General features: G+C 60.9%; 9 protein-coding genes. 3 read left to right on the top strand and 6 right to left on the bottom strand.

Translation table 11 applies throughout. The features are described from left to right. Positions 1–1636, bottom strand: a 1636-nt coding sequence (locus tag ACK59H_RS18290; RefSeq protein WP_409264755.1) for a hypothetical protein, incomplete at its 3' end; no start/stop codon positions are given. A gap of 159 nt (positions 1637–1795) precedes the next feature. Beyond that, on the bottom strand, positions 1796–1963 hold the full coding sequence (locus tag ACK59H_RS18285; protein WP_186476842.1) for a hypothetical protein: 168 nt from the start codon (positions 1961–1963) through the stop codon (positions 1796–1798). Positions 1964–2102: 139 nt separating this feature from the next. Here ACK59H_RS18285 and ACK59H_RS18280 point away from each other — a divergent pair, with 139 nt between their 5' ends. The 3 genes from ACK59H_RS18280 (at position 2103) to glgB (ending at position 9794) form a co-directional block, all read left to right on the top strand. Next, positions 2103–4121: an alpha-1,4-glucan--maltose-1-phosphate maltosyltransferase gene (locus ACK59H_RS18280; protein WP_060479391.1), complete on the top strand. Its 2019-nt coding sequence runs from the start codon at positions 2103–2105 to the stop codon at positions 4119–4121. Positions 4122–4265: 144 nt separating this feature from the next. Continuing rightward, complete coding sequence (treS, locus tag ACK59H_RS18275) at positions 4266–7583, top strand: maltose alpha-D-glucosyltransferase (protein WP_409264754.1); 3318 nt, start codon at positions 4266–4268, stop codon at positions 7581–7583. Continuing rightward, the gene (glgB, locus tag ACK59H_RS18270; RefSeq protein WP_060479389.1) at positions 7584–9794 is read left to right on the top strand and encodes a 1,4-alpha-glucan branching protein GlgB; all 2211 of its coding nucleotides are present in this window, start codon (positions 7584–7586) and stop codon (positions 9792–9794) included. 31 nt (positions 9795–9825) lie between these two features. On the opposite strand, the gene ACK59H_RS18265 is transcribed toward glgB, so the two are convergent. The 4 genes from ACK59H_RS18265 to ACK59H_RS18250 form a co-directional block, all read right to left on the bottom strand. Continuing rightward, positions 9826–10905: an autotransporter outer membrane beta-barrel domain-containing protein gene (locus tag ACK59H_RS18265; RefSeq protein ID WP_060479388.1), complete on the bottom strand. Its 1080-nt coding sequence runs from the start codon at positions 10903–10905 to the stop codon at positions 9826–9828. A gap of 311 nt (positions 10906–11216) precedes the next feature. Beyond that, positions 11217–12011: an endonuclease/exonuclease/phosphatase family protein gene (locus ACK59H_RS18260; RefSeq protein WP_409264753.1), complete on the bottom strand. Its 795-nt coding sequence runs from the start codon at positions 12009–12011 to the stop codon at positions 11217–11219. 55 nt (positions 12012–12066) lie between these two features. Next, the gene (gene glgX / locus ACK59H_RS18255) at positions 12067–14220 is read right to left on the bottom strand and encodes a glycogen debranching protein GlgX (protein WP_409264752.1); all 2154 of its coding nucleotides are present in this window, start codon (positions 14218–14220) and stop codon (positions 12067–12069) included. 150 nt (positions 14221–14370) lie between these two features. Beyond that, complete coding sequence (locus ACK59H_RS18250) at positions 14371–14640, bottom strand: DUF2934 domain-containing protein (RefSeq protein ID WP_060479385.1); 270 nt, start codon at positions 14638–14640, stop codon at positions 14371–14373. Positions 14641–14651: the final 11 nt, after the last annotated feature.

Here is a 14651-nt window from a genome sequence, read left to right as displayed (position 1 = left end):
AGCGTGCAGCAGCCCGGGCAACGCTGGCTATGCCTTGCGGGGTTGTCAGTTTTGAGAACTCTGCAGCTTTGAAAGCTTGCACTCCGCCCCCTGTTATTAGGGTGGAACCATATACTTCCTTAATATCTTCAAACCATTGATCCCGTGCCAGGCACGCCATTATTCGGTAACCTTTATTACGTGCTTTATCGCTAAGCCGGAATACCAACTCGCCGCCAGTTGGTACTGAAATCATCAACTTTTCTAGATCACGTAGGCCCTCGATTTCTACTTCAAAGGCCGGTTCACCGATGCGAGGCCATTCATCAGCGCTCAGCAGCTCCACTCCATAATCCTCGACGCTCCACCCATTGCCATCACCAACATTTGCCAATGCCACCTGCAACTCTGCGTCCTTCAATACCCATACCTGCTTGTTGTCCTTAACTTCCAACTCAGGCCATTTTTGCCCTTGAATGAAACCGGCCAATGCCTCAACCCAGGTAGTCTGGTTCTTCGGCGCTGTCTCGCAGTCCTGTGGCCTGAACAGCGCGTGGTGTAGCAACGCTTGGTTACCGGGATGGCGCACGGTCACCAGCACGGCATCTGCCGGTGTGTTGAAGGCGGCTTTGAGCAGTGGGCCTTCAACCATATGCTCTTGACCCGGTAGCGTGGCGAGGATGCGCAGGCCGTCGCCGCGCTGTTCAAGCAGCGCGGTGACTGGGTCGATGCGCATATACGGCGCTACTTCCGAGCCGGCCAGCGCTTTGGCCCAGGGCTCGAGCCATTTGCCACTGGCGCGCTGGGCTTTGCTCGGCAGCCAGGTATGTTGGCCGAGCAGGCGTTGGGAAAAGGCATCGTAGACCCACGCCTGAAGTGCCGCGCCGCTGGGCGTGGCGCTGGCATCGAGCGGGTCGCTGGCCCACCAGTGCACTTCGGTCAGGGTGACGCTCAGTTCAGCATGCTGCGGCCCCCAGAAGGCGTTGCCGGTAGCGCCTGGTGTCACCGTGCAGGCTTTGGCGTCAAAGACACCGGCACGTATCAGGGCGCTGTCACGGTTGATCTGCTGGCACAAAGCTTTGCTCCAGCCGCTGTCCGCTTCGGCGGTGAACAGGTGTTGTTCGTGCAGCGCCTGGGTTTTGAGGTCGCGCACCTGCAGGCTCAGGGTCTGGCCTTTGCTCAGCGAGAAAGCGTCGTTGCATGCCAGTACCTGCACGCAGTTGCCAACAAACGGGGCAGTACTGAACGCCCGATAATCAGCCTGGCACCACAGGCGCGGCGCAGCGTGGCTGCTGGAGAATTCGTTGTCGTCGGTCCAGCCGCCGGCGGTGATGGGCTTGCCGGATGCGGCTACGTGCGCGGCGAAGTCTCCCAGCCACTTGGCGGCGTCCAACTTGCCAGCTTTGGCGCTGTAGTCGACCCGTATCAATTCGCCGGTGCGCCGGTGTACCAGGCAGGCGCTGAGCATTTCATCTTTGGTCAGCGCACGCCCGGCCTTGATGGGGCACAGGCTGTACCAGCCACCCTCGACACTGCCCACCCGTTCCAGGCCAAAATCCTGCATGTCTGGCAGGCTGCCGTCGGGTAGGTTGCTGATCAGGTAGGGTACGGGGAAATCGGCTGATTGCGTGGCGTCAACGGAAGGCTTGGTGGACATTGTCTAGCGCTCCAAGGTGCAAGAACCATGAAGCACATTCTTCAAGCGTAACGCCCACTCTCACAACTGGCAAAAATGCTAGGTAGATGCTGTGAACCGAATGGTCTGATGCCGGCCCCGAATCGGGGCCGGTCAGTCATGCAAATAGGCTGAGGTTGTCTATTCTGAGGCTTTCACCGCAGGTTCTTCATTCGGCGGGTCGCCCACCGTTGGCGGCACCGTAGGCTTGACCGGCAGCTCATCCGGCTCTTCTTCGGGCACGGGCTGGGGCAAGGTTGGGTCGTCGATGTTGGGATCTGGTGTTTCCGGTGGCGTGGGAATGTTCATGGCCTGACCTCGCGTGGGTGAGTGAAGAGGTGCTGCAGGCTCTGACCGCCAACAGTTGCCGTTCGCTCAATTTTTTTGAACCCCCTGCCTGTGCCTGGCTCTGAACCCTTACCGCCAACAGCCTGAGGGAGCAAGGTCGATGTCACTCAACGAGCCCTTTGAAAGCGTACCCATGGCGAACGATCACCCGGACCAGGCCATCAGCCTGTCCCAGGCGCTGCTCGCGCCGCGCATCGTGATCGAGGGTACTGAACCGGTGCTTGATGGCGGCGCCTTCGCCGCCAAGGCAGTCAGTGGCCAGCCAGTGACTGTCAGCAGCAAGGTCTACAGCGATGGCCATGACCGCTTGGCGGTGATGCTCAACTGGCGTGAAGCCAGTAGCCGCCGCTGGCATTGTTTGCCTATGCAGTCGCAGGGCAACGACCTGTGGCTGGCTGAGTTCACGCCTACGCAAATCGGGCCGCATCTGTTCAGCATCGAAACTTGGATCGACCCCTTCGCCACCTACTGCCATGACCTGGAGAAGAAGTACCACGCCGGGGTCGAAGTTTCGTTGGAGCTGGAAGAGGGGCGCTTGATGCTGGGCAAGGGTGTGGAACTCAGCCAAGGCTCGTTGCGCGAAGAAATCGGTGCTGTGCAAGCGCAGTTGGCTTCGCTGGATACCGACGGGCAGGTCGCTAGGCTGCTGCATCCCGATACTGCCAGGCTCATGGCCTTGGCCGAGCACCGCAGCTATCTGACCCGCAGCCGTGAATTCCCGCTGGATGTCGACCGACCGGCGGCGTTGTTCGCCAGCTGGTACGAACTGTTCCCTCGGTCGATCACCGACAGCCCCGAACGGCACGGCACGTTCAACGATGTGCACGCCCGCTTGCCGATGATCCGAGACATGGGCTTCGATGTGCTCTACTTCCCGCCGATCCACCCGATCGGTACCCAGCACCGCAAGGGCCGCAACAACGCTTTGCGCGCTGAGCCTGGTGACCCCGGCAGCCCTTACGCCATCGGTAGCCCTGACGGTGGCCACGAGGCGATTCACCCGCAGCTGGGCAGCCGTGAGGACTTCCGCCGGCTGGTCGCCGCCGCCGCTGCACACGGCCTGGAAATCGCGCTGGACTTCGCCATTCAGTGCTCTCAAGACCATCCCTGGCTCAAGCAGCACCCCGGCTGGTTCAGTTGGCGGCCTGATGGCACCATTCGCTACGCTGAAAACCCGCCGAAGAAGTACCAGGACATCGTCAATGTCGACTTCTATGCTGCCGACGCCGTGCCGTCGCTGTGGCTGGCCCTGCGTGACGTGGTGGTCGGTTGGGTCGAGGAGGGCGTCAAGACGTTCCGCGTGGACAACCCGCACACCAAGCCTTTACCGTTCTGGCAATGGCTGATCGCCAATGTGCGTAGCCAGTATCCGGAGGTCATATTCCTGGCCGAAGCCTTTACCAAGCCTGCCATGATGGCCCGGCTGGGCAAGGTCGGTTATGCCCAGAGCTACACCTACTTCACCTGGCGCAATACCAAGCAGGAGTTGCGCGAGTACTTCGAAGAACTCAACCAGCCGCCATGGTGCCACTGCTACCGGCCAAACTTCTTCGTCAATACGCCAGATATCAACCCCTATTTCCTGCATGCCTCAGGCCGCGCCGGGTTCCTGATTCGCGCTGCGCTGGCAACCATGGGCTCAGGGTTGTGGGGTATGTATTCGGGTTTCGAACTGTGCGAGAGCGCAGCGTTGCCGGGCAAGGAGGAGTACTTAGATTCGGAGAAGTATCAAATCCGCCCGCGCGATTTCAACCAGCCCGGCAACATCGTTGCCGAAATTGCCCAGCTCAACCGCATTCGCCGGCAAAACCGGGCGCTGCAGACGCACTTGGGCGTGGCCTTCTTCAACTGCTGGAATGACAACATCCTGTACTTCGCCAAGCGTACGCCCGAGCGCGACAATTTCATTCTCGTAGCGATCAGCCTGGACCCGCACAACGCACAAGAGGCGCATTTCGAGCTGCCATTGTGGGAACTGGGGCTGGACGATGATGCCCAAACCCTGGGTGAGGACTTGATGAACGGCCATCGCTGGACCTGGCATGGCAAAACCCAATGGATGCGCATCGAGCCTTGGCATCAGCCGTTCGGAATCTGGCGTATCGAAAAGGCCAGTTGAAGATTGCATATCGCGCCTTGCAGAGGCGGGTGGGCCTGCGAACCCAGCCAGTTCGGTGCCGCGCACCCGCTGCTAGGCTTCGCGGCCGAACCCGCTGCTACCTAAGATCGCGCAAGCTCAACCCAGCTTTGAAAGGAGTCACCCATGGCCAAGCGTTCGCGCCCGGCAGCTTTCATCGATGACCCGCTGTGGTACAAGGACGCGGTGATCTACCAGTTGCATATCAAGTCGTTCTTCGATTCGAACAACGACGGGATCGGTGACTTCGCGGGCCTGATCAGCAAGCTCGATTACATCGCCGAGCTGGGTGTGAACACGCTATGGCTGTTGCCGTTCTATCCCTCGCCGCGGCGCGACGACGGTTACGATATCGCCGAGTACAAGGCCGTGCACCCAGATTACGGCAGCATGGCCGACGCCCGGCGCTTCATTACCGAGGCTCACAAGCGCGGGCTGCGGGTGATCACCGAGCTGGTGATCAATCACACCAGTGATCAGCACCCCTGGTTCCAGCGCGCCCGGCATGCAAAACGTGGCAGCAAGGCGCGGGACTTTTACGTGTGGTCGGATGATGATCAGAAATACGACGGCACGCGCATCATCTTCCTCGATACCGAGAAATCCAACTGGACCTGGGACCCGGTCGCCGGGCAGTACTTCTGGCACCGCTTTTACTCGCACCAGCCCGACCTGAATTTCGACAACCCCCAGGTGCTCAAGGCGGTAATCGGGGTGATGCGCTTTTGGCTGGACATCGGTGTGGACGGTTTGCGCCTGGATGCGATCCCGTATCTGATCGAGCGTGATGGCACCAACAACGAAAACCTCCCTGAAACCCACCGGGTATTGAAGGCGATCCGCGCCGAGATCGATGCCAATTACCCAGATCGCATGCTGTTGGCTGAAGCCAACCAGTGGCCTGAAGATACCCGACCCTATTTTGGCGAAGGCGATGGCGATGAATGCCATATGGCTTTCCATTTTCCGCTGATGCCGCGTATGTACATGGCTCTGGCCATGGAGGATCGCTTCCCGATCACCGATATCCTGCGCCAGACGCCGGAAATTCCCGCCAAGTGTCAGTGGGCGATCTTTCTGCGCAACCACGATGAGCTGACCTTGGAGATGGTTACCGACCGCGAGCGTGACTACTTGTGGAACTACTACGCCCAAGACCGTCGCGCCCGCATCAACTTGGGCATCCGCCGGCGACTGGCGCCGTTGCTGCAGCGCGACCGCCGGCGCATCGAACTGCTGACCAGCTTGCTATTGTCGATGCCGGGCACACCCACGTTGTACTACGGTGACGAATTGGGCATGGGTGACAATATTTATCTGGGTGACCGCGATGGCGTGCGCACCCCGATGCAGTGGTCACCCGACCGCAACGGCGGCTTCTCCCGGGCTGACCCGCAGCGCCTAGTACTGCCGCCGATCATGGACCCGCTGTACGGTTACCAGACCGTCAACGTCGAGGCCCAATCCCATGACCCGCACTCGCTACTGAACTGGAACCGTCGGCTGCTGGCCGTGCGCAAGCAGCAGAAGGCTTTCGGCCGCGGCAGCCTGCGCATGCTCACCCCAAGCAACCGGCGGATTTTGGCCTACCTGCGCGAGTACACCGATGCCGCGGGCAACAGCGAAGTGATTCTCTGCGTCGCTAACGTTTCCCGCGCCGCCCAGGCCGCTGAGCTTGAGTTGTCGCAATACGCTGACAAAGTCCCCGTGGAGATGCTTGGCGGCAGCGCCTTCCCGCCGATTGGCCAATTGCCATTCCTGCTGACTTTACCGCCCTATGCCTTCTACTGGTTCCTGCTGGCTTCCCACGACAGCATGCCCAGTTGGCACGTTCAAGCCACTGAGGGGTTACCGGAATTGACTACATTAGTGCTGCGTAAACGCATGGAAGAACTGCTGGAGTCGCCTGCCAGCGACACCCTGCACACCACCATACTGCCGCAATACCTGCCCAAGCGCCGCTGGTTCGCCGGTAAAGAGAGCCCGATCGACCAGGTGCGCTTGCGTTATGGCGTACGTTTCGGCACCGCGACCACGCCCGTGCTGCTGAGCGAAATCGAGGTGCTCAGCGCAGGTGTTGCCACTGATTACCAGTTGCCCTTTGGCTTGTTGCCTGAGGAGCAGATCAACAGCGCGCTGCCGCAACAGCTGGCACTGTCCCGAGTGCGCCGAGGCAGCCAGGTAGGCCTGATCACCGATGCCTTCGTGCTCGAACCGTTCATTCGCGCCGTACTGCGCGCCTGCCAGGACGGCATGCAGCTTCCGTGCGGCAACGGCCAGGGCGAGCTGCGCTTCGCCTGCACCGAACAGCTGGCAAGCCTGCAACTCAATGAGCAAAGTGCAGTGCGCTACCTGAGCGCCGAGCAGTCCAACAGCTCGGTAGTGATTGGTGATCGCGTGGTGCTCAAGCTGATCCGCCGGGTGAACCCAGGCGTTCACCCGGAACTTGAGATGAGCGCTTACCTAACCGCCGCAGGCTTTGCCAATATCTCGCCGTTGCTGGCCTGGGTCAGCCGCGTCGACGAGCAGGACACCCCGCACCTTTTGATGATCGCCCAGGGCTATCTGAGTAACCAGGGGGACGCCTGGGCCTGGACCCAGAACACCCTGGAGCGGGCCATCCGCGATGAGATGGAACCGACACGCGGTGAGGCCCAGGCCCATACCGACGCCCTGGCCGAGCTCAATGGCTTTGCCGCGTTGCTGGGTCAGCGCCTGGGCGAAATGCACCTGCTGCTGGCGGCGCCAAGCAACGATCAGGCCTTCGCGCCGCGGCCAAGCGACGCCGACGACGCACAACGCTGGACCAGCCAGATCACTGCCGAGCTCAATCACGCGCTGGACCTGCTGGCCCAGCACCGTGGCCATCTGGACAGCGACAGCCAGGCCTTGGTCGATGACTTGAAACACCAGCGTGAGGGCCTTGGCCAGCATATCGCTAGGCTCGCCGAGCAAGCCCAGGGCGGCCTGTTGATGCGCGTTCACGGCGACCTGCACCTGGGCCAGGTACTGGTGGTGCAGAGTGACGCCTACCTGATCGACTTCGAAGGCGAGCCTTCGCGTCCATTGGACGAGCGCCGCGCCAAACACAGCCCGTACAAAGATGTCAGCGGCGTGTTGCGCTCTTTCGACTATGCTGCTGCGATGATCTTGCGCAGCGCGTCTAGCGTGGACCTCAGCGGCCCCGCACGCCAAGCCCGGCAACGTATCGCCCGGCAGTATCTGCACCAGTCGCGTCATGCATTCATCCAGGCCTATGGCTTGGCTACCGCCGCAATGCCTCACGCCTGGCAGCAGGCCGAAGGCGAGCGCGCCGCACTGGAGTTGTTCTGCCTGGAGAAAGCTGCCTACGAAATTACATACGAAGCCGAAAACCGTCCAAGCTGGCTGGCCGTGCCTTTGCATGGCCTGCATGGACTGATCAGTACTTGGGGAGAGTCATAGATGAATGCAACCACGCGTGAAAACGGCGGCCTTCGGCAACGGGACCTGGATGCCCTGGCCCGCGCCGAGCACGCCGATCCTTTTGCAGTGCTAGGCCCCCATGGCGATGGACACAGCGGCTTGTGGATCCGCGCTTTTCTGCCAGGTGCGCTGAATGCGCGCGTGCTGGCGCGCCATGATGGGCGCGTGCTGGTCGAAATGGCGCAGGGTAGTTTGCCTGGCCTGTTTACCGCGCACCTCGATGAGGCACAGCCCTACCTGTTGCAGATCAACTGGGCGGGCGGTGAGCAAGTCACCGAAGACCCTTACAGCTTCGGCCCGCAATTGGGCGAGATCGATCTTCACCTGTTCGCTGAAGGCAACCACCGTGACCTGTCTGGGCGCTTCGGCGCTCAGCCGATGCAGGTCGAGGGCGTCGATGGGGTTTGCTTCTCGGTCTGGGCGCCCAATGCCCGCCGAGTCTCGGTGGTGGGTGACTTCAACAATTGGGACGGGCGCCGGCACCCCATGCGTCTGCGTCATGGTGCTGGGGTATGGGAGTTGTTCATTCCGCGCCTGGGCGTGGGTGAAACCTATAAGTTCGAAGTGCTGGGCAAAGACGGAATCTTGCCGCTGAAGGCCGACCCACTGGCCCGCGCTACCGAGCTGCCACCGAGCACGGCCTCGAAAGTGGCCGGCGCTCTGGGCCACGCCTGGGGTGACCAAGACTGGATGCAACAGCGCGCCCAGCGCCATGCCTACAGCGCACCGCTGTCTATCTATGAACTGCACCCAGGCTCCTGGCAGTGCGAGCTGGACGAGCTGGGTGAGGTATCGCGTTACTACAATTGGCGTGAACTGGCCGACCGGCTGGTGCCTTACGTGCAGCAATTAGGCTTCACCCATATCGAGCTGCTACCGATCATGGAGCACCCCTTCGGCGGTTCCTGGGGCTACCAGCCTTTGTCGATGTTCGCGCCCACTTCCCGCTATGGCAGCGCCGAAGATTTCGCTGCGTTCATCGATGCCTGCCACCAGGGCGGCATTGGCGTGATCCTTGACTGGGTGCCGGCGCATTTCCCAACCGACGAGCATGGCTTGGCGCGCTTCGACGGCACCGCTCTGTACGAATACGATAACCCCTTTGAAGGCTACCACCAGGACTGGAACACGCTGATCTATAACCTGGGGCGCAACGAGGTGCGTGGTTTCATGGTGGCTTCGGCGCTGCACTGGCTCAAGCACTTCCATATCGACGGCCTGCGCGTGGACGCCGTGGCGTCGATGCTTTACCGCGATTATTCGCGCAAAGCGGGTGAGTGGGTGCCGAACCGCTACGGTGGGCGAGAAAACCTCGAGGCCATCGACTTTATCCGTCACCTCAACGGCATTGCCGCCCACGAGGCGCCAGGTGCGCTGATCATCGCTGAGGAGTCAACCGCCTGGCCTGGCGTCAGCCAACCGACCGAGCAGGGTGGCCTAGGGTTCACTTATAAGTGGAACATGGGCTGGATGCACGACACGTTGCATTACATCCAGAATGACCCCGTACACCGTGCCCATCATCACAGTGAGTTGAGTTTCGGCCTGATCTACGCCTACTCCGAGCACTTCATCCTGCCGATCTCCCACGATGAAGTGGTGCACGGCAAGCATTCGTTGATCGACAAGATGCCCGGCGATCGTTGGCAGAAGTTCGCCAACTTGCGTGCCTACCTGACGTTCATGTGGACTCACCCAGGCAAGAAACTGCTGTTCATGGGCTGCGAGTTCGGCCAATGGCGCGAGTGGAATCATGACCATCAGCTGGACTGGTATTTGCTGCAGTATCCCGAGCACCAAGGTGTGCAACGCTTGGTGGGTGACCTCAACCGCCTGTACCGTGAAGTGCCGGCGCTGCACGAACAGGACTGCCAGCCCCAAGGATTCCAGTGGCTGATCGGCGATGACGCGCAAAACAGCGTGTACGCCTGGTTGCGCTGGAGCAGCCAAGGCGAGCCGCTGCTGGTGGTGGCCAACTTCACCCCGGTGCCGCGCGAAGGTTACCGGATAGGCGTGCCGTTCGGTGAGCGTTGGCAAGAGCTGCTCAACAGCGATGCCGAGCTTTACGCCGGCTCCAACGTCGGCAACCTGGGCGCTGTGCACAGCGAGGCGGTGGCAAGCCACGGGCAGCCATTGTCCTTGACGCTGAACCTGCCACCGCTTGGGGTACTGGTGCTCAAGCCTGCTTGAAGTTGCCGGGGCCGCCTGGCGGCCCCAGTCGCTACCAGCGCATTCTTACGCCAAGGCTGCCGATCAGCCCATTGAGGTCGTTGTCATCCACATCACTGCTGTAGTCGGCACTGACAAAGAGTGCGACCGAAGGTGTGACCCGTGCCACCAGCCCCAGGCCCAGTTCCACGGTAGTCGAGTAGCGGGAACTGGAAATCTTGTCTACCTGGTCCAGCTTCACGTCACCCGTGTCGCTGAAGTCATACCAGACGTTGGTTCGCACATAGGGCTCGATCGGCATGTTGTTGACTTCGTAGCGCCCGGACAGCTTGGCACCGACACGGCCACGCCAGCTGGGTTGGCTGTCGAAAGTTCGCAGGGTGTCCTCTTGCGCCTGATTGCCGGGGAAGAACCGTTGGTTGATCAATTGCGCCTGCGGCTCGATCACCCAGCCGCCGCCTAGCCCGATGGGGTAACCGCCCTGCAGAGACACTGTCATCGCGTGGCCGCTGTCATTCAGGCGCTGCCCGCCGTCGCCGCGGCCCATGACTTCGATGCGCGAGCCCATGGCCACGGCATCCAGATGCCAGCCTTGGGCGTGGCTCATGCTCCAGTACACGCCCAGGCTCTCGCCGCTGAGATTGACTGCCTTGCGCTGTTTATCCCCCAACAAAGGCCGCACCCCGCTGAGGCTGCTTTGCAGATTATTGTGGCCGACGAAAATCCCCGCGCGGTGCACGTTGCCTGCGGCGGTTTCACGCACGAACAGGTCTGGGCCAATCATCAGTTGCTGACTGGGCGCTTCCAGCTGTTCTGGTGCTCGCGCGCCGGGCGGGGTAACGGTGCCTGGCAAGAACTGCTGCCACTGGCGGGCTGCAAGGTCAGGGGCGGGCAGGCTGTGACGGTCGCTTATCTGCTCGCTGAAGGCGCTTAGGGTACCCAGGCTCAAGCCGCTGGCGCTGACCGGGTCGAGCGACAACTTCGGCTGCGTCGTTTGTTGCAGGTAGTTGGGTGAAAGCGGGTCATCCAACACATCGAATGCGAAAGTTTCCACCGGGGTTGCCAGAAGCATCGACGTGGAAACCGCGTAGAAAATAGGTTCGAAACGCGAGGGGTTCGAGGTTCTTTTCATGGCGGATCTCCTTTGGTTCTCGTTGTAAAGCTCAAGGACCTGGCCTGTTGTCACGAGCTGTACGACCAAAACAGAGGGCGACCCAAACCAGCACACCAGTCACGCGAGCGCACACAAAGGTGCGCGCTAGAGGCCCGGCGCGACGATTGACGACAATGTTCAGCTAAGGAGAGGCTGGTGCTCGCGTCAAGAAAACGTGAAGGGGGCGTCCAAGCGCTGTTAAGCGAGTTAAGGCGTTGATTCTTGGAGTTTATTGTTCTGCTATAGCGACGGTCGTTATTTTGCCACCCTCTGGCTATGCCGAATCATTGTTAGAGCCGTACTTCTACTACCAATGGCAAATGGTCGGAGAGATGCGTCCAAGGCCTGTGGCTCAATATCTGGGGAGCATGGCTATCGGCATTGCGCAGATAGATGCGGTCCAGGCGCAAGAGTGGCAGGCGAGCTGGGTAGGTGCGAGCCAACAGGCCGTGATGGCGCTCGAACGCTTCGTGTAAACCTGGATGGTGGCAAAGGACACGATTACCGCGCTGCTGCCAGTCGTTGAAGTCACCGGCAATGATGACCGACTCATCGGCGGGCAGCCCATCGAGCAGCTGGCGTAGCAGTTGCAGTTGTTGCTGGCGGTGGCTCTCGAGTAACGACAAGTGCACGCAGATGGCATGAACGGCTTGGTCCCCCGGCACATCGAGGACGCAATGCAGCAAGCCACGACGCTCGGGGCCGGTAATCGATACATCGAGGTTGCGATGTTCGATGATTGGGTATTTGGACAAGAGCGCGTTGCCGTGGTGGCCATCGGGGTAAACCGCATTGCGGCCGTAAGCGAAATCGCTCCACATGCTGTCGGCGAGAAATTCGTACTGCGAGGTCTGCGGCCAACCAGGGTAGCGCGCGGCATGGCGATCATGACTGCCAAGCACTTCCTGGAGGAAAACGATATCGGCCTGAGTACTGCGTACTGCCTCGCGCAGCTCTGGCAGGATGAACCGACGGTTGAAAGCGGTGAACCCCTTGTGGGTGTTCACCGTAAGCACCCGCAGGCGCCGCACCGCGGCGGCCTGGCGGGTGTTGATGAAACCTGTGCTGCCGGCTTCGAGGTGCATGTCCACTCCTCAATGCAACGGATACAGGTTGGGACCGAGCAGGCCCCAGGTGGGTTCAGTCTTCCTGGTGCTTCAACACCATCAACAGGAACGAGCGCCCCGTGACGTCGAAGGTGCTGTCGAAGGCCAGTTGCTCAGGCTTGCGCAGCTCAGGCCGGTCAGTGTCGATCAGGCAGCTCCAGTAGTCGCCCTCAGGGACCGCAGGCAATTTGAACGGCACCACATCGTGATGGGCATTGACGATCAGAAGCATGGTGGCCTCCGAGCCCGGCCGCGCAATGCCACTGACTTGCGCACGCCCATCGATCAGCATGCCCATGCAGCGCCCATGGGGGTCTTCCCATTGTTCGACGCTCATTTCGTTGCCATCCGGGGCAAGCCAGGTAACGTCCTTGACGCCGATCGCCTCGTTGTAGTCGCCGACCAGAAAACGCGAACGTCGCAGCACCGGGTAGGTTAGGCGCAGGCGGGTCAGGCGCTTGACGAAGGCCAGCAATGCCTTGCCATCTTCGTCCAAGTCCCAGTTGATCCAGCCGATTTCGCTGTCCTGGCAGTAGGCATTGTTGTTGCCGTGCTGGGTACGGCTGAACTCGTCACCGGCAACGATCATTGGGGTGCCCTGGGCCAGCAGCAGGGTCGCGAAGAAATTGCGCATCTGGCGCATGCGCAGGTCGTTGATCGCTGGGTCTTCTGTCGGGCCTTCGGCGCCGCAGTTCCAAGACAGGTTGTTGTCGGTGCCGTCCTGGTTGTTTTCGTCGTTGTCCTCGTTGTGCTTGCTGTTGTAAGAAACCAAATCGCGCAAGGTGAAGCCATCGTGAGCGGTGATGAAGTTGACCGACGAATACGGGCGGCGCCCGCGATTGTTGAACATGTCACCCGAGGCGGTCATGCGCCCGGCGAAGTCGGCCAGTTGGCCCTCATCGCCCTTCCAGAAGGCCCGCACAGTATCGCGGAAGCGGTCGTTCCACTCGGCCCAGCCGGGTGCGAAGTTACCCACCTGATAGCCACCGGGGCCGCAGTCCCAGGGCTCGGCGATCAGTTTGACCTGGCTGAGCATGGGGTCCTGACGGCAGGCGACGAGGAAGCCGTGGCGCTCGCTGTAACCGTCGTGGTAGCGGCCCAGGATGGTCGCCAGGTCGAAGCGGAAACCATCGACGTGCATTTCCCCAGCCCAATAACGCAGCGAGTCGGTCACCAGTTGCAGCACGCAAGGGTGGCTGAGGTCCAGGGTGTTGCCGGTACCTGAATCATTGATGTAATAGCGCTTGTTGTCGGGCATCAGCCGGTAGTAGGAGGCGTTGTCGATGCCCCGCATCGACAGGGTAGGGCCTTGTTCGTTGCCTTCGGCGGTGTGGTTGTAGACCACGTCGAGGATCACCTCAAGGCCTGCATCATGCAGGTGCGCGACCATTTCCTTGAATTCGGCGATCTTGCCACTGGCCAGGTAGCGCGGATGCGGTGCGAAAAACGCGATGCTGTTGTAGCCCCAGTAGTTGTTCAGGCCCTTGTCCAGCAAATGCTGGTCGTTGACGAAGGCGTGGATCGGCAGCAATTCGATGCTCGAAACGCCCAGGTCCTTGATGTGCTTGAGCAGTTCGTCGTTGGCCAGGCCGGCGAAGGTGCCACGAAGCTCCTCGGGCACTGCCGGGTGGCGCATGCTGATGCCGCGGGTGTGGGCCTCATAGATGATGGTCTGTTCCCATGGCACTTGCACGCGTTGGTCGCGGCCCCAGGTGAAGGCAGGGTCGATGACTTTACACTTGGGCACGAAGGGGGCGCTGTCACGTTCGTCGAAGGACAGGTCGCCATCGGGGTGGCCGATGGTATAGCCGAACAGTGCTTCGGACCATTCCAGGTTGCCCACCAGTTGTTTGGCATAAGGGTCGATCAACAGTTTGTTGTGGTTGAAGCGATGGCCGTTCTCTGGTTCATAAGGGCCATGCACACGGTAGCCGTAGACCAAGCCGGGGTGGGCATCGGGTAGGTAGCCGTGGTAGATCTCGTCGGTGTACTCAGGCAGCTCGATGCGCTCGAGCTCATTTTCGCCCGTTGAGTCGAACAGGCAGAGCTCGACTTTGGTGGCATTGGCCGAGAACAGGGCGAAGTTGACTCCCAGGCCGTCCCAGGTGGCGCCTAGGGGGAATGGCTGGCCTTCGCGAATGCGCGACGGGGCAACGGAGCGGGTTTTCTTGGGCGTGCGCGGGCTCATGGCTAACCTCGAAATGGCCTTGGTAGGATGAAGTTCAGGGGAACTGTTTGGGCGTGATCGCCGATCAACCCGCTCTACCAAAGACCACTGCTCGCCTAAGGCGTGGCATGACTCGGTGGGGCTGGCTAATCGGCGATGTGCAGCACCGCCTCAACCTGCAGCGGGTTTTTTAGGCGCTTTAGGCTTCTTGGCGGGAGCTGGTTTCACAGTGCCAGGCAGGGCTGCCGCTTTCGGTTCCTGGGGTTGCTTGGGCTTGGCAGGGGCGCGCTTGCGCGGCGCCGCCTTGGGCGCTAGCGCCTCGGCTTCGGCCAGCTTGCGAGCCATATCCCAGTGGCGGTCTTCCTGGCCGGCTGGCTTACCTTCCGATTCCCAGATCTGGTAAGCGAACTCGCGGATTCGTTTTTCATCGACGCTCATCATGACGCTCCTGA

Source organism: Pseudomonas sp. KCJK9000 (assembly GCF_046230725.1).
GTDB classification, from domain to species: Bacteria; Pseudomonadota; Gammaproteobacteria; order Pseudomonadales; family Pseudomonadaceae; genus Aquipseudomonas; species Aquipseudomonas promysalinigenes.
The sequence above is the reverse complement of the archived record's forward strand: the minus strand, read 5'-3'. Positions and strand labels throughout refer to the sequence as shown.

Excerpts from the sequence above, each read along its gene's own strand:
- ACK59H_RS18285 (WP_186476842.1), bottom strand. The coding sequence starts at position 1,963 with ATGAACATTCCCACGCCACCGGAAACACCAGATCCCAACATCGACGAC.
- ACK59H_RS18280 (WP_060479391.1), top strand. The coding sequence starts at position 2,103 with ATGTCACTCAACGAGCCCTTTGAAAGCGTACCCATGGCGAACGATCAC.
- treS (WP_409264754.1), top strand. The coding sequence starts at position 4,266 with ATGGCCAAGCGTTCGCGCCCGGCAGCTTTCATCGATGACCCGCTGTGG.
- glgB (WP_060479389.1), top strand. The coding sequence starts at position 7,584 with ATGAATGCAACCACGCGTGAAAACGGCGGCCTTCGGCAACGGGACCTG.
- ACK59H_RS18265 (WP_060479388.1), bottom strand. The coding sequence starts at position 10,905 with ATGAAAAGAACCTCGAACCCCTCGCGTTTCGAACCTATTTTCTACGCG.
- ACK59H_RS18260 (WP_409264753.1), bottom strand. The coding sequence starts at position 12,011 with ATGCACCTCGAAGCCGGCAGCACAGGTTTCATCAACACCCGCCAGGCC.
- glgX (WP_409264752.1), bottom strand. The coding sequence starts at position 14,220 with ATGAGCCCGCGCACGCCCAAGAAAACCCGCTCCGTTGCCCCGTCGCGC.
- ACK59H_RS18250 (WP_060479385.1), bottom strand. The coding sequence starts at position 14,640 with ATGATGAGCGTCGATGAAAAACGAATCCGCGAGTTCGCTTACCAGATC.